The following is a 17,467-nucleotide window of genomic DNA, read 5'->3' on the forward strand; positions in this document are numbered from 1 at the left end:
CCTGACAAAAAGCCCTGTCGGTATGCCGACAGGGCTTTTTTCATGGGGGCGAATCAGCCCGCATTTGTTTTGCGTTCAAGTGCCAGGTGCACGGCACGCAGCGCGTTGAGTCGGCCGTGCCCGTAGTAGTGACTGTGGCCGTTTTCGTCGTACTGGCCGCGCGGCCCGTCATCGGGGTGGCCGATCTTGTCGCAGCAATCGGCAAGTATCTGGCGTACCGCAGAGCGATCAAGCTCGGGATTGACGCCGAGCAGCAGCGCAGCGATGCCAGCGGCGCCGGGGCAGGCGCTGGAGGTTCCGCTGAAGGTGTCGGTGTAGGCCGGCAATGTGGCGGCGGCAAACTTTGCGCTCAAATCAGTGGTGCGGATGCCCCGGGTCTGCGGGATCGAGGTTGCAGGCTTGAACTTCGGGTCGGGGTGTTGCTGATCTCCGCTGGGAAAGCAGCACCAGAGTGACTTGCCATAATCACTGTAGGCACTGCGCCGGTTCTGATCGTTGCAGGCACCTACCGCAATGACATGGGGGTGGCTGGAATAGCCATCGTTATCGGCGCACTCGTTACCGTTTCCCGCGCCAAAAAAGATCACACAGCCCTTGCCATTGCGGCCCTTGGTGGCGGCGTATTCGATGGCCAGCCGTGTGCTGGCGGCCAGGGGAAACACTTGCGTGTGACGCGGGTCCGCCGGGTCGGCCCAATGCCCTTCAGCCGGCCCCCAGCTGCAGGAAATGACGTCGGCTCCCTGATCGGCAGCCCAGAAAAAGGCGTCGGCCTCCGCGCGGGCTCCCAAGGGTTTGGTGAGTTTCAACGGCATCAGACTGGCTTTGGGGGCGACACCGCTGGCGCCGTCCCCACCATTGGCGCAAGCCACCCCGGCAGCGGCCGTACCGTGGCGTTCCAGGGCGTTCAGTGGGCGCGGGCCGCCTTTGGCGTTACGTCGGTCAAAGTTCTTTGCACCGACAACTTTGCCTTCTCCGGAAAATTCGGGATGGTCAATGTCAAACGCATCATCGATGACTGCGATGACGATGCCTTCGCCCTGCGCGAGCTCATGTGCGGCTTCGACGTTGGCGCTGGCATCGATTTCAATCTGATAGGTCACGGTAGTTTTCTTCAGGTGCCACTGATTGGCATGGATCGCCCGGCGTTGACCCTGGCGCAGCAGCTCCGGGTGGCAGTACTCGATCTCGTCGCGTTCCAGCCATTTACTCGTGAGGGTGCAGATCTCGATGCCATGGGTGGCGGGGTGATGCACAAAAAAGGCATTTTTTGCATACGGCACTTGTTGCTTGATCATCAGGCCCAGCTCTTCAAGCATGACCATGCACTCAGTGGCTTTCAGTGAGTCGATGAACTTCAAAAAGATATTTTCGGTATAGAGCACCGGCTCCTGAGTGATGGGATCCACCAGCACGCTGCCCGCGAAGCGCACGTCGGGCAATTCGCGTAACAGCGCCTTGCGTTGCGATGCGTCCGAGTGCTCAGGCAGTTTGAAAATCTGCACATCAGCGTCCTCGACATGCAGCAACAGCTCACAACCTTCCAGCGCTGCGTGAGCAGATTCGCAGCAAAGCGATTGGGCCAACTGCGTTCCCGCGTGGCTGCGGACTGCGAGCAATTGGCGATTTTTCTGCAGAACAAAAGAGTGGTCGTGCTGCTTGCCGAAATTGACTTCTACCATGAGCGTTGCATCTTCCTTTGGATAATAACGGGGCAATATGCCCTCGGATCAATTTCCAAAGTCTGCAGTCCAGCGTCTGCAAGTGATGTCGGCAGCATTCCTGCGGACTGTGGGAAATCACTTCGCCTGTCAGCTGTTTTTACAACTCGACAAGTAGGATTGAGGTCCCGGTTGTTCTTTCCCGCGTGGGGTTGTGTGGGACACCGCCGCTGACTAAGATGTCAGAAAATTCATCCTATGATTGGATGAAAGGGCGAATTCCATGACAGACATTTCACCTTTGATCAAGCGATCCCTGGTCGATCAGGCCTTGGATCAGTTGCGTCAGCGCATTACCGATGGCGTGTGGCAGGTCGGCGAACGGCTGCCGACCGAGCCTGAGTTGTGCGCCGAACTGGGCATCAGCCGCAACACCGTGCGCGAAGCCATGCGCGTGCTGGCGTTTTCCGGGTTGATCGACATCCGGCAGGGCGACGGCAGTTATCTGCGCGCGGTGGTCGATCCGATGGACACGCTCAAGGCGTTATCACGCTGCTCGCTGGAGCAGGCGCGCGAGACCCGGCACATCCTCGAAGTCGAAGCGATTGGCCTGGCCGCGTTGCGTCGCACCGATGAAGATCTGCTCGCCCTGCGCGAAGCACTCGGCACCAGCGGCAGCCACTACCACGGCGATCTCGACACTTACATTGCCTGCGATCTGGTGTTCCACCGCCGTCTGGTGGACGCCGCGCACAACCCGACCCTCAGCGAGTTGTATCGCTATTTCTCCAGCATCGTCGGCGCGCAATTGCGCCAGACGCTGAACATCGTCCCGCGCCGTCAGGAAGTATTCGACCTGCACATCGAGTTGCTCGATGCGGTCGAACAACGCGACCCGGAACGGGCCAAAGCCATATCGAGGCAGTTGATCAATGAACCTTGAAAGCGAGAAAAATCTCTCAACCCACAAGCGCACGGCAGAACTCGAAGAACTGCTGATCGACGCCGAGGCTGACGATGAACAAGTACAGCAAAGCCATCCGCTGGTACGCCGGCCGTGGCTGTTGCTGCTGGGGCTGATTCTGGTCGCACTGAACCTGCGCCCGGCGCTGTCGAGCATGGCGCCGCTGCTCAGCGAAGTGTCGAAAAGCCTTGGTCTGTCTGCGGCTCAGGCCGGTCTGCTGACCACGTTGCCGGTGTTGTGCCTGGGCTTGTTCGCGCCGCTGGCGCCGATTCTGGCGCGGCGTTTCGGCGCCGAACGGGTGGTGCTTGGCATCCTGCTGACTCTGGCTGGCGGGATCATAGTGCGCAGCAACTTCGGTGAGATCGGCCTGTTTGCAGGTAGCGTGCTTGGCGGTGCGAGCATCGGCATTATCGGCGTGCTGCTGCCGGGCATCGTCAAACGTGACTTCGCCAGACACGCCGGGACCATGACCGGCGTCTACACCATGGCCCTGTGCCTGGGCGCCGCGATGGCGGCGGGTTCGACCGTGCCGTTGAGCGAGCACTTCGACCACAGCTGGGCGCTGGGCCTGGGCTTCTGGGTGATTCCGGCGCTGGTTGCGGCGCTGTTCTGGCTGCCGCAAGTCGGGCAGAAACACGGCGCGCACAACGTCGCCTATCGGGTGAAAGGTCTGCTGCGCGATCCACTGGCGTGGCAAGTGACTTTGTACATGGGCCTGCAATCGTCGCTGGCGTACATCGTGTTCGGCTGGTTGCCGTCGATCCTGATCGGCCGAGGGCTGACCCCGACTCAGGCCGGCCTGGTGCTGTCCGGTTCGGTGATCATCCAGCTCGCCAGCTCCCTGGCCGCGCCGTGGCTTGCGACCCGGGGCAAGGATCAGCGCCTGGCGATCGTGGTGGTGATGGCGCTGACCCTCGGTGGTCTGTTTGGTTGCCTATATGCACCGATTGAAGGGCTGTGGGGCTGGGCGATTCTGCTGGGTCTGGGGCAGGGCGGTACGTTCAGCCTGGCGTTGACCTTGATCGTGCTGCGCTCGCGGGATTCGCATGTGGCGGCGAACCTGTCGAGCATGTCCCAGGGCTTCGGCTACACCCTGGCGTCGATGGGGCCGTTCGCGGTCGGCGTGGTGCATGACTGGACCGGCGGCTGGAATGCGGTGGGCTGGATCTTCGGCATCATTGGCACCGGTGCGATCATTGCCGGGCTGGGTGCGGGCCGGGCGCTGTACGTGCAAGTGCAAAGCGAAAAAATCTGACACGGTTCAACTTGTAGGAGTGAGCCTGCTCGCGATAACGGTGTGTCGGTCAACATTGCGCTGACTGATACACCGTTATCGCGAGCAGGCTCACTCCTACAGTGGTTCTGTGTGTTGCTGGTATTCGCTTTGCGAATGCCGATAGTGTTTCTTCGATTTGCAGCTTATCGTGCTGGCATTCTGTCCATTTCCCGGAGTTTGCCCATGAGTGAAGCCCACGCCGCCCTGATCACCCGCTTCTACCAGGCGTTCCAGCGCCTCGACGCCGAGGCCATGGCCGCCTGCTACACCGACGATGTGGTGTTCAGCGATCCGGCCTTCGGTGAACTGCGCGGGCGCGATGCTGGTGATATGTGGCGCATGCTCACCACTCGGGCCAAGGACTTCTCCCTGACCTTCGACAATGTCCGCGCCGACGAGCGCAGCGGCGGTGCGCACTGGGTGGCGACTTACCTGTTCAGCCAGACCGGCAACGTGGTGATCAACGATATCCAGGCGCGCTTCGTGTTCCGTGACGGCAAGATCTGCGAACACCACGATCACTTCGACCTGTGGCGCTGGTCGCGCCAGGCCTTGGGTTTCAAAGGTCTGCTGTTGGGCTGGACACCGCTGGTGCGCAACGCCGTCCGCGCGCAGGCGCTGAAAGGGCTGAAGGCATTTCAGGCCGGGCGCTGATAAGATCGCGGCCTGTTTCCTACACGTCCAGATCCCGAAGTGACCAGCCTCAGCGAAAAACCGGTTGAAGTCGTCGCGCCAGTGAGCAAGTCCTGGTTCGTCTACCTCGTGCGCGCGGCCAATGGCTCGCTGTACTGCGGGATCAGCGACGACCCGGTGCGCCGTTTCGCCAAGCATCAAAGCGGCAAGGGCGCACGCTTCTTTCTGTCCAGCCCGGCGACGGCGCTGGTCTACACCGAGCGTTGCCGCGACAAGAGCGACGCGCTGCGCCAGGAACGGCTGATCAAAAAGCTGCGCAAGAGCGCCAAGGAATGCCTGGTCGCGTCTTATCAATCTGACTGATCGGTTCCCATCAGGCAGATCTGTAGGCTGCTAATCAAATGCACGCTAAGCTGCGGACTCACTTTCTGTGCGGCGGAGCCGAGCATGTCCGAGTTGATTCTGCATCATTACCCGACCTCTCCATTTGCCGAAAAGGCTCGTCTGCTGTTGGGCTTCAAAGGCTTGTCGTGGCGTTCGGTGCACATTTCGCCAGTGATGCCCAAGCCGGATCTGACCGCGTTGACCGGTGGCTATCGCAAGACCCCGGTGTTGCAGATCGGCGCCGACATCTATTGCGACACATCGTTGATTGCCCGTCGTCTGGAGCAGGAAAAAGCCCTGCCAGCGTTTTTTCCGGAAGGCCAGGAAATGACCAGCGCCAGCTTCGCCGCATGGGCCGATTCGGTGGTGTTCCAGCACGCGGTCAGTCTGGTGTTCCAGCCGGAGTCGGTGGCCGTGCGTTTCGGCAAGTTGCCGCCGGAAGCGATCAAGGCGTTTATTGCTGACCGTGCCGGCCTGTTCAGCGGCGGCAGCGCCACGCGGCTGTCGGCCGAACAGGCCAAGCACCAATGGCCAACAATCATGGCGCGCCTGGAGCAGCAGTTGCAGCGCGAGCAGGGCGACTTCCTGTTCGGTGAGCCGTCGATTGCCGACTTCGCCCTGGCGCATCCGCTGTGGTTCCTCAAGGCGACGCACATCACTGCGCCGTTGGTCGATGAATATCCGGCCGTGACTGCCTGGCTGGGCCGTGTGTTGGGCTTTGGTCATGGTGCCGCGAGCGAAATGACTGCCGAGGAAGCGCTGCAAGTGGCGCGCAGTTCGACGCCGGAGGCACTGCCGGATGAGCAGTTTGTCGATCCGAACGGTTTCAAGGCCGGGCAGCAGGTGGCGATTGCCGCGACAGACTACGGGGTTGATCCGGTGGAGGGCGAGTTGCTATTTGCTGGCCGTGAAGAGCTGATCCTGCGCCGTGAAGACCCGCGTGGCGGCGTGGTGCACGTGCACTTCCCGCGTTTTGGTTTCCGTATCGAAGCCCGCTGATCAGCAAGCGGCCTTTGCTTGGGGCAATTGTGGTGAGGGGATTTATCCCCGATGGGGCGCGAAGCGCCCCCAAAAAACTGCACGCCCTACCAGGTAGATTTTGCGACGGCTTCGCCGCCGATCGGGGATAAATCCCCTCACCACAGAGGAGTTGTGTTATTTCAGGGCGGCGAGGATCTCGTCCGGGTCGAACCCGCGAATCAACGTGCCATTCACGTCGATCAGCGGAATCCCGCGCCCACCCAGTGCCTCATACGCCTTGCGCGCCTCGGCATCCTTCTCGATATCGAATTCCTTGAAAGAAATCCCCTTGCTGTCGAGAAAGCGCCTGGTCTGCTTGCAGTAGCCGCACCAGTCGGTGGAATACAGCACGACACGGGCCTGCGCCCGCGTCTGCTCCGAGACCATCTGCGACGGGTTGAACACCCGCTCGATCTTGCCCCAGTTCTGATAGATCACCACCACCAGCAGAACCAGCGCGACCTTCTTCAGCACATTGCCGAGCATCAGTTGCGGCGCTTGAGCTGATCGGTGAGCGAGGTTGGCAGGCCCTTGATGATCAAGGTGCCGGCCTCCTCGTCGTACTCGATCTTCGAGCCCAGCAGATGCGCTTCAAAGCTGATCGACAGGCCTTCGGCGCGGCCGGTGAAGCGGCGGAACTGGTTAAGGGTGCGTTTGTCCGCTGGAATCTCCGGCGACAGGCCGTAATCCTTATTGCGAATGTGATCGTAGAAGGCTTTCGGGCGCTCTTCGTCGATCAGCTCCGACAGCTCTTCCAGGCCCATCGGCTCGCCGAGCTTGGCCTGGCTGCTGGCGTAATCGACCAGGGTCTTGGTTTTCTCGCGGGCGGAGTCTTCCGGCAGGTCTTCGCTCTCGACGAAATCGCTGAAGGCCTTGAGCAGGGTGCGGGTTTCGCCCGGGCCATCGACGCCTTCCTGACAACCGATGAAATCGCGGAAATACTCCGAAACCTTCTTGCCGTTCTTGCCCTTGATGAACGAGATGTACTGCTTGGACTGCTTGTTGTTCTGCCACTCGGAGACGTTGATCCGCGCCGCCAGATGCAGCTGGCCGAGGTCCAGGTGACGCGACGGCGTCACGTCCAGCTCATCGGTCACCGCCACGCCTTCGCTGTGGTGCAGCAGGGCGATCGCCAGGTAGTCGGTCATGCCCTGCTGATAGTGAGCGAACAGCACGTGGCCGCCGACCGACAGGTTCGACTCTTCCATCAGCTTCTGCAGGTGTTCTACCGCAACCCTGCTGAACGCGGCGAAGTCTTTGCCACCGTCCATGTATTCCTTCAGCCAGCCGCTGAACGGGAACGCACCGGATTCCGGATGGAACAGGCCCCAGGCTTTGCCCTGTTTGGCGTTGTAGCTCTCGTTGAGGTCGGCGAGCATGTTCTCGATGGCCGCGGACTCAGCCAGTTCGGAGTCACGGGCGTGCAGAACTGCGGGCGTGCCGTCGGGTTTTTTGTCGATCAGGTGGACGATGCAATGACGGATCGGCATGGGCTTCTCGGCTGGTGGAAGGGAGGAGGGCAGGCTCCCCCGAAAAAGCGCCCAGTGTACCGCAACCACTGGTTTTGGCGCGGGGTGAAGGGCAAATCCAGGGCGGGTGGGTGCCCTTATGCAGTTTTTTACCGATTTAGAGCAATAAAGCTGACCAAATGGGTAGCTAGAGGCGGATATTTCCCCGTCTCTGTGCTAGTTTTGCCCGGTCTTACGCGAAGTCACTGCGTTAAGCGTGCAATCAGCATTTGTCAGGTCGAACCAAACCCTGATTTCGGCATCTATAACCCGACTCGTCGTGGTTATCGCCGAGGGTGCCAGATCCAGAAGATCGGGCTCGATGGCTGACACTGCACTCTGCAATCCATATGAATTTGATAGGGAAGGAACACTACATGGCTCTTACTAAAGACCAACTGATCGCCGACATCGCTGAAGCTATCGACGCGCCGAAAACCACCGCGCGTAACGCTCTGGACCAACTGGGCCAAATCGTTGCTGATCAGCTGGAAAATGGCGGCGAAATCACCTTGCCAGGTATCGGCAAGCTGAAAGTGACCGAGCGTCCTGCCCGCACTGGCCGTAACCCTTCGACTGGCGCTGCCATCGAAATCCCTGCCAAGAAAGTGATCAAGCTGGTTGTGGCCAAAGGCCTGACCGACGCTGTGAACAAGTAAGACGCAGCGATAAAAAAACCGTGCACCGGAGCGATCCGGGCACGGTTTTTTTGTGTCTGCGATTTGGCGATGCACCTCGAACCTTTGTAGGAGTGAGCCTGCTCGCGATAGCGGTGTGTCAGTCACCTTGATGTCGGCTGATACACCGCTTTCGCGAGCAAGCCCGCTCCCACAAGTAGCTCAGTGTCAGCGAACCCAGCGCTCGCGCCGCCAGATCTGCTGCTCGGATTTGGTCTGAAAGGTCCACGCCACAAAGCGGCTCTGTTTCTGCCCTTGCGACATCTCCACCACCTGGCTTTCCAGCACGCCGGCCTTTTTCAGGGCGGTTTCGATGGCAGGCAGGTTCGAGGCTTTCGACACCAGAGTGCTGAACCACAACACCTTGTGCTGGAAGTTCGCGCTTTCGGCGATCAGTTGGGTCACGAAACGCGCTTCACCGCCTTCACACCACAGCTCGGCGGACTGACCACCGAAGTTCAACACCGGCAGTTTGCGTTTCGGATCGGCCTTGCCCAGTGCGCGCCATTTGCGCTCGCTGCCCTTGGTCGCCTCTTCCATCGAGGCGTGGAACGGCGGGTTGCACATGGTCAGGTCAAAGCGCTCGCCCGGCTCCAGCAGGCCGATCAGGATGTGCTTGCGGTTTTCCTGCTGGCGCAGCTGGATCACCTTGTTCAGCCCGTTGGACTGGACGATGGCTCGGGCGGCAGCCACGGCGGTCGGGTCGATTTCCGAACCGAGGAAGTGCCAGCGGTATTCGCTGTTGCCGATCAGCGGATAAACGCAGTTGGCGCCCATGCCGATGTCCAGCACGTTGACGATCGCGCCGCGCGGCACCTTGCCGTCGTTCATGCTGGCCAGCAGGTCAGCGAGGAAGTGCACGTAATCGGCACGGCCCGGAACCGGTGGGCAGAGATAATCCGCCGGTATGTCCCAATGCTCGATGCCATAGAACGCCTTGAGCAGCGCCCGGTTGAACACGCGCACCGCGTCGGGGCTGGCGAAGTCGATGCTTTCCTTGCCGTACGGGTTGGTGATCACGAATTTCGCCAGTTCCGGCGTGGTCTTGATCAGCGCCGGGAAGTCGTAGCGACCCTGGTGGCGATTGCGCGGGTGCAGGCTGGCCTTTTCACGCGGCTCGACGGCTTTGGCCGGGGTCGCGGCATCAGGCTTCTTGCGCGCAGGTTTGGGTGTGCGGGGGGCGTTCATGGGTGTGATCGATTCGGGTATGGCTGAAAGTGGCGGGTATTGTCCCACATCTAAAGGCAACACCGTTCAAACTGTGGGAGCGGGCTTGCTCGCGAAGGCGGTTACACATCCGGCAGATTTGTCGGCTGACACACCGCTTTCGCGAGCAAGCCCGCTCCCACAGGGGATTTGTAGCGATTCTTGAATAAAAAAGGGAGGCCTTGGCGAGCCTCCCTCTTTCATTGCGGCTTGCCTTACAGGCTGGAAATCCGCGCGTGCTGCTCGGCCAGTTTGCCCAGGGCCTGTTCAGCCTCGGCCAGTTTGGCGCGTTCCTTCTCGATGACTTCGGCCGGGGCCTTGTCAACGAAACCGGCGTTGGACAGCTTGCCACCAACCCGCTGGACTTCGCCCTGCAGACGCAGGATTTCCTTGTCCAGACGTGCTAGTTCGGCGCCCTTGTCGATCAGGCCTGCCATCGGCACCAGCACTTCCATCTCGCCCACCAGTGCGGTGGCGGACAGCGGCGCTTCTTCGCCAACCGCGAGTACGGTGATCGATTCCAGACGCGCCAGTTTCTTCAGCAGCGCTTCGTTCTCGGTCAGGCGACGCTGATCTTCAGCGCTGACGTTCTTCAGGTAGATCGGCAGCGGTTTGCCCGGGCCGATGTTCATCTCGCCACGGATGTTGCGCGTGCCGAGCATCAGACCCTTGAGCCATTCGATGTCGTCCTCGGCGGCCGGATCGATGCGCTCCTCGTTGGCCACCGGCCAAGGCTGCAGCATGATCGTCTTGCCATGAATGCCGGCCAGCGGCGCGATGCGCTGCCAGATTTCTTCAGTGATGAACGGCATGAACGGGTGCGCCAGACGCAGCGCCACTTCCAGTACGCGTACCAGCGTGCGACGGGTGCCGCGCTGACGCTCGACCGGCGCGTTTTCGTCCCACAGCACAGGCTTGGACAGTTCCAGATACCAGTCGCAGTACTGGTTCCAGATGAACTCGTACAGCGCTTGCGCGGCGAGGTCGAAACGGAACTGATCCAGTTGACGGGTCACTTCGGCTTCGGTGCGCTGCAGCTGCGAGATGATCCAGCGATCCGCCAGCGACAGCTCATAGGCTTCGCCGTTCTGGCCGCAGTCTTCGCCTTTGTCCAGAACATAACGCGCGGCGTTCCAGATCTTGTTGCAGAAGTTGCGATAGCCTTCGACGCGGCCCATGTCGAACTTGATGTCGCGACCGGTGGACGCCAGCGAGCAGAAGGTGAAGCGCAGGGCGTCGGTGCCGTAGCTGGCGATGCCGTCGGCGAACTCGTCGCGGGTCTGCTTCTCGATCTTCTTCGCCAGTTTCGGCTGCATCATGCCGGAGGTGCGTTTCTGCACCAGGGCTTCCAGCTCGATACCGTCGATGATGTCCAGCGGGTCCAGGACGTTGCCCTTGGACTTGGACATTTTCTGGCCCTGGCCATCACGCACCAGACCGTGCACGTAAACGGTCTTGAACGGTACTTGCGGGGTGCCGTCCTCGTTCTTGATCAGGTGCATCGTCAGCATGATCATCCGGGCAACCCAGAAGAAAATGATGTCAAAACCGGTGACCAGCACGTCGGTGGAGTGGAATTTCTTCAGGAACTCGGTCTTTTCCGGCCAGCCCAGGGTGGAGAACGTCCACAGGCCCGAACTGAACCAGGTGTCGAGCACGTCGTTGTCCTGTTGCAGCGCAACGTCCGGGCCGAGGTTGTGCTTGGCACGCACTTCGGCTTCGTCGCGACCGACGTAGACCTTGCCCGACTCGTCGTACCAGGCCGGAATCCGGTGGCCCCACCACAGCTGACGGCTGATGCACCAGTCCTGGATGTCGCGCATCCACGAGAAGTACATGTTTTCGTACTGTTTTGGCACGAACTGGATACGGCCGTCTTCAACGGCTGCAATCGCCGGTTCAGCCAGAGGCTTGGTCGACACGTACCACTGGTCGGTCAGCCACGGCTCGATGACGGTACCGGAGCGGTCGCCTTTCGGCACTTTCAGGTTGTGATCGTCGACGCTGACCAGCAGGCCGGCGGCGTCGAACGCAGCGACGATCTGCTTGCGCGCTTCGAAACGCTCTAGACCGGCGTACTCGGCCGGGATCTTGCCGTCGATGCTGTCATTCAACGTGCCGTCGAGGTTGAACACCTGGGCTGCGGGCAGCACGTTGGCGTTCTTGTCGAAGATGTTCAGCAGCGGCAGGTTGTGGCGCTTGCCGACTTCGTAGTCGTTGAAATCGTGGGCCGGGGTGATCTTCACGCAGCCGGTGCCGAATTCTGGATCGCAGTAATCGTCGGCGATGATCGGGATGCGGCGGCCAACCAGTGGCAGCTCGACGAATTTGCCGATCAGGGCTTTGTAGCGCTCATCGTTCGGGTTAACCGCGACGGCGGAGTCGCCGAGCATGGTTTCCGGACGGGTGGTCGCGACGATCAGGAAATCGTTGCCTTCAGCGGTTTTCGCGCCGTCAGCCAGCGGGTACTTGAGGTTCCACAGGAACCCTTTCTCGTCGTGGTTTTCCACTTCGAGGTCGGAAATCGCCGTGTGCAGCTTGGTGTCCCAGTTGACCAGACGCTTGCCGCGGTAGATCAGGCCGTCTTCGTGCAGGCGTACGAAGGCTTCTTTAACCGCTTCCGAGAGACCGTCGTCCATGGTGAAGCGCTCGCGGCTCCAGTCCACGGACGAGCCGAGGCGGCGGATCTGGCGGCTGATGTTGCCGCCGGACTGATCCTTCCACTCCCAGACTTTCTCGAGGAATTTCTCGCGACCCAGGTCATGACGGTTCTGGCCGGTGGCTTCCAGTTGACGCTCCACCAGCATCTGCGTGGCGATACCGGCGTGGTCGGTGCCCGGCTGCCACAGGGTGTTGCGACCCTGCATGCGGCGGAAACGGATCAGGGCGTCCATGATCGCGTTGTTGAAACCGTGACCCATGTGCAGGCTGCCGGTGACGTTCGGCGGCGGGATCATGATGGTGTAGGAATCGCCCGCGCCTTGCGGTGCGAAATAGTTCTCGGACTCCCAGGTGTTGTACCAGGAAGTTTCAATGGCGTGCGGCTGGTAGGTCTTATCCATGCGCGGCGGGACCCTATTGGCATTTATTCAGGAAAAGCCGGGAAGTATAGCGGGGCATGGGGCCGAGGGCGAGCGGGGGAGGTAGTGCGCGGTTCAAATGTGGGAGCGGGCTTGCTCGCGAATTCGGTGTGTCAGCCAGCGATGATGGTGCCTGACATACCGCATTCGCGAGCAAGCCCGCTCCCACAGGTGATTTGTGGCTATTCGTATTGGCTCAAAAGCCGTTCCATCCGCGCCTCGAGGCGGCGTTTGATTTCGGTTTCGATGTGCGGCGCGAAGTCGTCGATCACGTCCTGCATGATCAATTGCGCAGCGGCGCGCAGTTCGCTGTCCAGGTGCAGCAGGGCGTCCGGGCCTTTATCCACAGGTGCAACAGCAGGTGCCGGGGCCGGAGCCGGCGCAGGTGGCGGTTCGATGGCGGGCGGCGTGGCGTCGACGGCCTCGAACAGCATCGGAATCTGTTCCTGTTCGCCGTCCTCGACCGTGTCGGTCAGCAGTGGCGGTTGCAGGTTGTCATCGCCGAGCAACTGGCGGATCGATTCAAGATCGTCCAGCAGGTGCGCAGGCTTTTGCAGCGGTTTTGGAGTGTCCATCGGCGTACTCAGAGTCGCTGTAAACGGTGGTCTTGCAGAGGATAGCCCTGTTCGCGGTAGAAACGGAAACTCTCCCGTGCCGCCGCGCGGATCGTCGGATCTTCCACCACCACTTCCGCCACGCGGGCGAATTTACTGGCGAAGGCCGGGACTTTCAGGTCGAGGTTGACCAGCAAGTCCTGATGCTCGCCGCAGTCAGTGCCCGTTCCCAGCACGATCAAACCTTCCGGTTCGCTTTCGGCAGGGCCGTGCGGCACGAAGGTTTCGCCCTTGAACGCCCAAAGACGCGCATCAAGATCCTCACGCTGAGCAGCATCGCTGCAATGCAGGTAGATGCGATGGCCCATGCGCCAGGCTTTCTCGGTGAGCTTGCAGGCAAAGTCCAGACGAGCCGAAGGATCGGCGCTGGGCAGGATGTAGAAGTCGACTTTGGTCATTGCGGTTCCTGAGCCTTGAACGGCGTCACCGCAAAGTGACGCCGCCCAGGTTCATCGGTTTCAGGCTTTGGCGCGGTCCAGCAGGTATTGGGTCAGCAGCGGCACCGGACGGCCGGTGGCGCCCTTGTCCTTGCCGCCGCTGGTCCATGCGGTGCCCGCGATGTCCAGGTGCGCCCAGTTCAGGTTCTTGGTGAAGCGCGACAGGAAGCACGCGGCGGTGATGGTGCCGGCCTTCGGCCCGCCAATGTTGGCGATGTCGGCGAACGGGCTGTCCAGTTGTTCCTGGTATTCGTCGAACAGCGGCAGCTGCCAGGCGCGGTCGTCTGCGGTTTTACCGGCGCTGAGCAGTTGCTCGATCAGTTCGTCGTTGTTGCCCAGCAGGCCGGAAGTGTGGGCGCCCAGTGCAACCACGCAGGCACCGGTCAGGGTGGCGATGTCGATCACCGCTTGCGGCTTGAAGCGCTCGGAGTAGGTCAGGGCGTCGCACAGCACCAGACGGCCTTCGGCGTCGGTGTTGAGGATTTCCACGGTCTGACCGCTCATGGTAGTGACGATGTCGCCCGGACGCGAGGCGTTGCCGCTCGGCATGTTTTCGGCGCAAGCGAGGATGCACACCAGGTTGATCGGCAGCTTCAGTTCAAGCACCGCACGCAGGGTACCGAACACGGAGGCCGCGCCGCCCATGTCGTACTTCATTTCGTCCATGCCGGCGCCAGGCTTGAGGCTGATGCCGCCGGTGTCGAAGGTGATGCCTTTGCCGACCAGCGCGTAAGGCTTCTCGGACTTCTTGCCACCGTTGTATTGCATGACGATCAGGCGCGGCGGCTGGGCGCTGCCCTGGCCGACGGCGTAGAACGAGCCCATGCCCAGGGATTTGATCTTCTTCTCGTCGAGGACTTCGACTTTCAGATCCTTGAACTCTTTGCCGAGGTTCTTCGCTTGCTCGCCAAGGAACGTCGGGTGGCAGATGTTCGGCGGCAGGTTGCCCAGGGTGCGGGTGAAGGCCATGCCGTTGGCGATCGCGGTGGCATGGTTCACGGCGCGCTGCACTTCAGCCTGAGCAGCCTTGATGGTCAGCAGGGTGATTTTTTTCAGGGCGCGCGGTTCGGCTTTCTGGCTCTTGAACTGGTCGAAGGTGTATTCGCCGTCCATCAGGGTTTCCGCCAGCAGGCGGGTCTTGCCGTAGCTGTCGCGGTTCTTGACGATGATTTCATCCAGGGCCAGCACGGCGTCGCTGCCGCCCAGACCTTTCAGGGTATTGAGAATGCCGGCAACGATTTTGCGGAACGGACGGTCGCCCAGTTCTTCATCCTTGCCCACGCCGACCAGCAGCACGCGCTCGGCTTTCAGGTTCGGCAGGCTGTGCAGCAGCAGGCTTTGACCGACCTTGCCGGCCAGATCGCCACGCTTGAGCACGGCGCTGATCGCGCCACCGCTCAGTTCGTCGAGCTGTCTGGCGGCCACGCCGAGTTTGCGGCCTTCGCCGACGGCAACCACCAGGGTGGCGGTTTTCAACGTTTCTGGGCTAACGCTTTTTACAACCAGTTCCATGTCCGGATCCCTGAATGAATGGTCAACACACAGGCGTTCGACGGTGTCCGCAGTCGCCTGCTTATAGATAGAAGAGACGCAGGCCAGTGCCTGCGACAAAGGCGGCAGTTTGAACCTCGCTCCCTGCGCCTGACAACCCTCGGCGGCACGATCTTCAACCGATTACACGCTTGGGTGAGTGTGCGCAGTGACAGGCGCCCTCAATCACAGGATAATGCCGCATCTTTTTTCGACGGCTCTGCCTTGCGGGCCGGTCGAGACGTTTGCTTGTTTGGCCGCCTTAGCCTGACAACCCTGGAGTGTCTGGTTTGATCGTCTTCCGTTATCTGTCCCGTGAAGTGATGTTGACCCTGAGCGCCGTCAGCGCCGTGCTGCTGGTCATCATCATGAGCGGTCGCTTCATCAAATACCTTGCCCAGGCCGCTGCGGGCCAACTCGATCCGGGATCGCTGTTCCTGATCATGGGTTACCGTCTGCCGGGTTTCATGCAGCTGATCCTGCCGTTGGGTCTGTTCCTCGGGATCCTGCTGGCTTACGGCCGGTTGTACCTCGAAAGCGAAATGACCGTGCTCTCGGCCACCGGCATGAGTCAGCAGCGTCTGCTGCGCATGACCCTGTTCCCGGCGACGCTGGTGGCACTGGTGGTGGCGTGGCTGAGCCTGAGCCTGGCCCCGCAAGGCGCCAACCAGTTCCAGCTGCTGCTGAACAAGCAGGACGCCCTGACCGAGTTCGATACCCTCGAACCTGGCCGTTTCCAGGCGTTGCGTGACGGGACGCGGGTGACCTACACCGAAAGCCTGACCGACGACCGCGTCAACCTCGGTGGCGTGTTCATCTCGCAGAAGAACCTAGGCTCCGATCAGAAGGACCGCGGGATTTCCGTGCTGGTGGCAGAGAAGGGCCGCCAGGAAGTTCACTCGGACGGCAACCGCTACCTGATCTTGCAGAATGGCTATCGCTATGACGGCAGCCCGGGTCAGGCCGATTACCGCGCGATCAAATACGACACCTATGGCGTATTGCTGCCAAAACCTGATGCCAGTGACGAAGTCACCGACCGTGACGCGATCCCGACTTCGACCCTGCTGGGTGCTGACGACGAGCGCTCCAGGGCCGAGCTGCAATGGCGGATTTCCCTGCCGTTGCTGGTGTTCATCGTGACCCTGATGGCGGTGCCGCTGTCGCGGGTCAATCCGCGTCAGGGCCGTTTCCTGAAGCTGCTGCCGGCGATTCTTCTTTATATGGCTTACCTGACCATCCTGATTGCTGCCCGCGGCGCCCTCGAAAAAGGCAAGATCCCGCCGGCTCTTGGCCTGTGGTGGGTGCACGGGATCTTCCTGGCCATCGGTCTCGGCCTGCTGTACTGGGAACCGATGCGCCTGAAGCTGGCCAGCCGTCGCAGCGCAGCGCTGGAGGTGGCCCGTGGTTAAACTCGACCGCTACATCGGCAGCAGTGTGTTCATGGCGATCATCGCCGTGCTGGCGATCATTCTGGGTCTGGCGACCCTGTTTGCCTTCATCGACGAGATGAGCGACGTCAGCGATACCTACACGCTGACCGATGTGCTGAGCTTCGTCCTGCTCACCGCTCCGCGTCGCCTGTATGAAATGTTGCCGATGGCCGCGCTGATCGGCTGCCTGATCGGCCTCGGCAGTCTGGCCAGCAGCAGCGAGCTGACGGTCATGCGCGCCGCTGGCGTGTCCATCGGGCGTATCGTCTGGGCCGTCATGAAACCGATGCTGGTGCTGATGCTGGCCGGCGTGCTGATCGGCGAATACGTGGCCCCGGCCACCGAAAGCATGGCCCAGGCCAATCGCTCGCTGGCGCAAGGCAGCGGCGACGCGCAGAGCGCCAAGCACGGCATGTGGCACCGTCAGGGCGAGGAGTTCATCCATATCAACGCCGTGCAACCCAACGGCCTGTTGTATGGCGTGACCCGCTATCACTTCGACAAAGAGCGCCACCTGCTCAGCTCCAGCTTCGCCAAACGTGCGGAATTCGACGGCAAGCGCTGGCTGCTCAGCGACGTGACCACCACGGTGTTCCACGAGCGCAGCACCGAGGTGCTGAATGCGCCGAGCGAGGAGTGGGACGTGTCGCTGAGCCCGCAATTGCTCAACACGGTGGTGATGGCGCCTGAGTCGCTGTCGATTTCCGGTCTGTGGGGCTACATCCACTATCTGGCAGATCAGGGGCTGAGCAACGGTCGCTACTGGCTGGCATTTTGGGTCAAGGTGTTGCAGCCGCTGGTCACCGCCGCGCTGGTGCTGATGGCGATCTCCTTTATCTTCGGCCCGTTGCGCTCGGTGACCCTTGGTCAGCGGGTGTTCACCGGTGTGCTGGTGGGCTTCACCTTCCGCATCGTCCAGGATCTGCTTGGCCCATCTAGCCTGGTATTCGGCTTCTCGCCGCTGTTCGCGGTGCTGGTGCCGGCCACGGTCTGTGCGCTGGCGGGTGTCTGGTTGCTGCGACGGGCCGGTTGATGGCCGCGTTGTTG

Annotated in this window: 16 protein-coding genes; 8 read left to right on the plus strand and 8 right to left on the minus strand. The window is 61.2% G+C overall.

Annotated elements, in window-relative coordinates; all coding sequences use genetic code 11:
- Window positions 1–53: 53 nt before the first annotated feature.
- Entirely contained in the window at window positions 54–1,679 is a 1,626-nt protein-coding gene (locus AC1RBR_RS05135; protein ID WP_492563280.1) for a S8 family peptidase, read from the minus strand.
- A 262-nt stretch (window positions 1,680–1,941) separates the two neighbouring features.
- Between AC1RBR_RS05135 and AC1RBR_RS05140 the strand changes: the two genes are divergently transcribed.
- The 5 genes from AC1RBR_RS05140 (at window position 1,942) to AC1RBR_RS05160 (ending at window position 5,914) form a co-directional block, all read left to right on the plus strand.
- On the plus strand, window positions 1,942–2,601 hold the full coding sequence (locus AC1RBR_RS05140) for a FadR/GntR family transcriptional regulator (RefSeq protein WP_492563281.1): 660 nt from the start codon (window positions 1,942–1,944) through the stop codon (window positions 2,599–2,601).
- Window positions 2,591–3,877: a CynX/NimT family MFS transporter gene (locus AC1RBR_RS05145; RefSeq protein WP_492563283.1), complete on the plus strand. Its 1,287-nt coding sequence runs from the start codon at window positions 2,591–2,593 to the stop codon at window positions 3,875–3,877. Before AC1RBR_RS05140 ends, AC1RBR_RS05145 begins: the two co-directional genes overlap by 11 nt.
- 204 nt (window positions 3,878–4,081) lie before the next feature.
- Window positions 4,082–4,552: a nuclear transport factor 2 family protein gene (locus tag AC1RBR_RS05150; protein WP_003221901.1), complete on the plus strand. Its 471-nt coding sequence runs from the start codon at window positions 4,082–4,084 to the stop codon at window positions 4,550–4,552.
- 39 nt (window positions 4,553–4,591) lie between these two features.
- Window positions 4,592–4,894, plus strand: a complete 303-nt coding sequence (locus tag AC1RBR_RS05155) for a GIY-YIG nuclease family protein (protein ID WP_492563285.1) — start codon at window positions 4,592–4,594, stop codon at window positions 4,892–4,894.
- A gap of 84 nt (window positions 4,895–4,978) precedes the next feature.
- Window positions 4,979–5,914, plus strand: coding sequence for a glutathione S-transferase family protein (locus tag AC1RBR_RS05160; RefSeq protein ID WP_492563287.1), 936 nt, complete (start codon window positions 4,979–4,981; stop codon window positions 5,912–5,914).
- Window positions 5,915–6,070: 156 nt separating this feature from the next.
- Here AC1RBR_RS05160 and AC1RBR_RS05165 read toward each other — a convergent pair whose 3' ends face one another.
- Together AC1RBR_RS05165 and yejK are read right to left on the minus strand one after the other, a co-directional pair.
- A complete protein-coding gene (locus AC1RBR_RS05165; protein ID WP_492563289.1) occupies window positions 6,071–6,421 on the minus strand; it encodes a glutaredoxin family protein in 351 nt (116 codons plus the stop codon).
- A complete protein-coding gene (gene yejK / locus AC1RBR_RS05170) occupies window positions 6,421–7,425 on the minus strand; it encodes a nucleoid-associated protein YejK (RefSeq protein ID WP_095138266.1) in 1,005 nt (334 codons plus the stop codon). The genes AC1RBR_RS05165 and yejK overlap by 1 nt, the downstream gene beginning before the upstream one ends.
- 395 nt (window positions 7,426–7,820) lie before the next feature.
- Here yejK and AC1RBR_RS05175 point away from each other — a divergent pair, with 395 nt between their 5' ends.
- The gene (locus tag AC1RBR_RS05175; protein ID WP_003221909.1) at window positions 7,821–8,102 is read left to right on the plus strand and encodes an HU family DNA-binding protein; all 282 of its coding nucleotides are present in this window, start codon (window positions 7,821–7,823) and stop codon (window positions 8,100–8,102) included.
- A 186-nt stretch (window positions 8,103–8,288) separates the two neighbouring features.
- Here the strand turns inward: AC1RBR_RS05175 and rlmF are convergent, their stop codons facing one another.
- The 5 genes from rlmF to AC1RBR_RS05200 form a co-directional block, all read right to left on the minus strand.
- The gene (rlmF, locus tag AC1RBR_RS05180) at window positions 8,289–9,308 is read right to left on the minus strand and encodes a 23S rRNA (adenine(1618)-N(6))-methyltransferase RlmF (RefSeq protein ID WP_041064757.1); all 1,020 of its coding nucleotides are present in this window, start codon (window positions 9,306–9,308) and stop codon (window positions 8,289–8,291) included.
- Between the two features lie 233 nt (window positions 9,309–9,541).
- Window positions 9,542–12,388 carry a valine--tRNA ligase gene (locus AC1RBR_RS05185; protein WP_492563291.1) on the minus strand — a complete coding sequence of 949 codons (2,847 nt, stop codon included), beginning with the start codon at window positions 12,386–12,388 and terminating at the stop codon, window positions 9,542–9,544.
- Window positions 12,389–12,588: 200 nt separating this feature from the next.
- Complete coding sequence (locus AC1RBR_RS05190) at window positions 12,589–12,981, minus strand: DNA polymerase III subunit chi (RefSeq protein WP_492563293.1); 393 nt, start codon at window positions 12,979–12,981, stop codon at window positions 12,589–12,591.
- 8 nt (window positions 12,982–12,989) lie between these two features.
- On the minus strand, window positions 12,990–13,418 hold the full coding sequence (locus AC1RBR_RS05195; RefSeq protein ID WP_492563295.1) for a DNA polymerase III subunit chi: 429 nt from the start codon (window positions 13,416–13,418) through the stop codon (window positions 12,990–12,992).
- 60 nt (window positions 13,419–13,478) lie between these two features.
- Window positions 13,479–14,969, minus strand: coding sequence for a leucyl aminopeptidase (locus AC1RBR_RS05200; RefSeq protein ID WP_492563296.1), 1,491 nt, complete (start codon window positions 14,967–14,969; stop codon window positions 13,479–13,481).
- Window positions 14,970–15,277: 308 nt separating this feature from the next.
- On the opposite strand from AC1RBR_RS05200, the gene lptF reads away from it, so the two are divergent.
- Both lptF and lptG read left to right on the plus strand, forming a co-directional pair.
- Window positions 15,278–16,399: an LPS export ABC transporter permease LptF gene (gene lptF, locus AC1RBR_RS05205; protein WP_115986568.1), complete on the plus strand. Its 1,122-nt coding sequence runs from the start codon at window positions 15,278–15,280 to the stop codon at window positions 16,397–16,399.
- Complete coding sequence (gene lptG / locus AC1RBR_RS05210; RefSeq protein ID WP_166497861.1) at window positions 16,392–17,453, plus strand: LPS export ABC transporter permease LptG; 1,062 nt, start codon at window positions 16,392–16,394, stop codon at window positions 17,451–17,453. Before lptF ends, lptG begins: the two co-directional genes overlap by 8 nt.
- The last annotated feature ends 14 nt before the right edge of the window (window positions 17,454–17,467 follow it).

Source organism: Pseudomonas sp. GW823-FHT01D03 (assembly GCF_058798255.1).

What these genes read in the sequence shown, in the direction of transcription:
- AC1RBR_RS05175 (WP_003221909.1), top strand. Translation starts at nt 7,821, where the DNA reads ATGGCTCTTACTAAAGACCAACTGATCGCCGACATCGCTGAAGCTATC.
- AC1RBR_RS05150 (WP_003221901.1), top strand. Translation starts at nt 4,082, where the DNA reads ATGAGTGAAGCCCACGCCGCCCTGATCACCCGCTTCTACCAGGCGTTC.
- AC1RBR_RS05140 (WP_492563281.1), top strand. Translation starts at nt 1,942, where the DNA reads ATGACAGACATTTCACCTTTGATCAAGCGATCCCTGGTCGATCAGGCC.
- AC1RBR_RS05190 (WP_492563293.1), bottom strand. Translation starts at nt 12,981, where the DNA reads ATGGACACTCCAAAACCGCTGCAAAAGCCTGCGCACCTGCTGGACGAT.
- AC1RBR_RS05145 (WP_492563283.1), top strand. Translation starts at nt 2,591, where the DNA reads ATGAACCTTGAAAGCGAGAAAAATCTCTCAACCCACAAGCGCACGGCA.
- AC1RBR_RS05135 (WP_492563280.1), bottom strand. Translation starts at nt 1,679, where the DNA reads ATGGTAGAAGTCAATTTCGGCAAGCAGCACGACCACTCTTTTGTTCTG.
- AC1RBR_RS05200 (WP_492563296.1), bottom strand. Translation starts at nt 14,969, where the DNA reads ATGGAACTGGTTGTAAAAAGCGTTAGCCCAGAAACGTTGAAAACCGCC.
- AC1RBR_RS05165 (WP_492563289.1), bottom strand. Translation starts at nt 6,421, where the DNA reads ATGCTCGGCAATGTGCTGAAGAAGGTCGCGCTGGTTCTGCTGGTGGTG.
- yejK (WP_095138266.1), bottom strand. Translation starts at nt 7,425, where the DNA reads ATGCCGATCCGTCATTGCATCGTCCACCTGATCGACAAAAAACCCGAC.
- AC1RBR_RS05160 (WP_492563287.1), top strand. Translation starts at nt 4,979, where the DNA reads ATGTCCGAGTTGATTCTGCATCATTACCCGACCTCTCCATTTGCCGAA.
- AC1RBR_RS05185 (WP_492563291.1), bottom strand. Translation starts at nt 12,388, where the DNA reads ATGGATAAGACCTACCAGCCGCACGCCATTGAAACTTCCTGGTACAAC.
- rlmF (WP_041064757.1), bottom strand. Translation starts at nt 9,308, where the DNA reads ATGAACGCCCCCCGCACACCCAAACCTGCGCGCAAGAAGCCTGATGCC.
- AC1RBR_RS05195 (WP_492563295.1), bottom strand. Translation starts at nt 13,418, where the DNA reads ATGACCAAAGTCGACTTCTACATCCTGCCCAGCGCCGATCCTTCGGCT.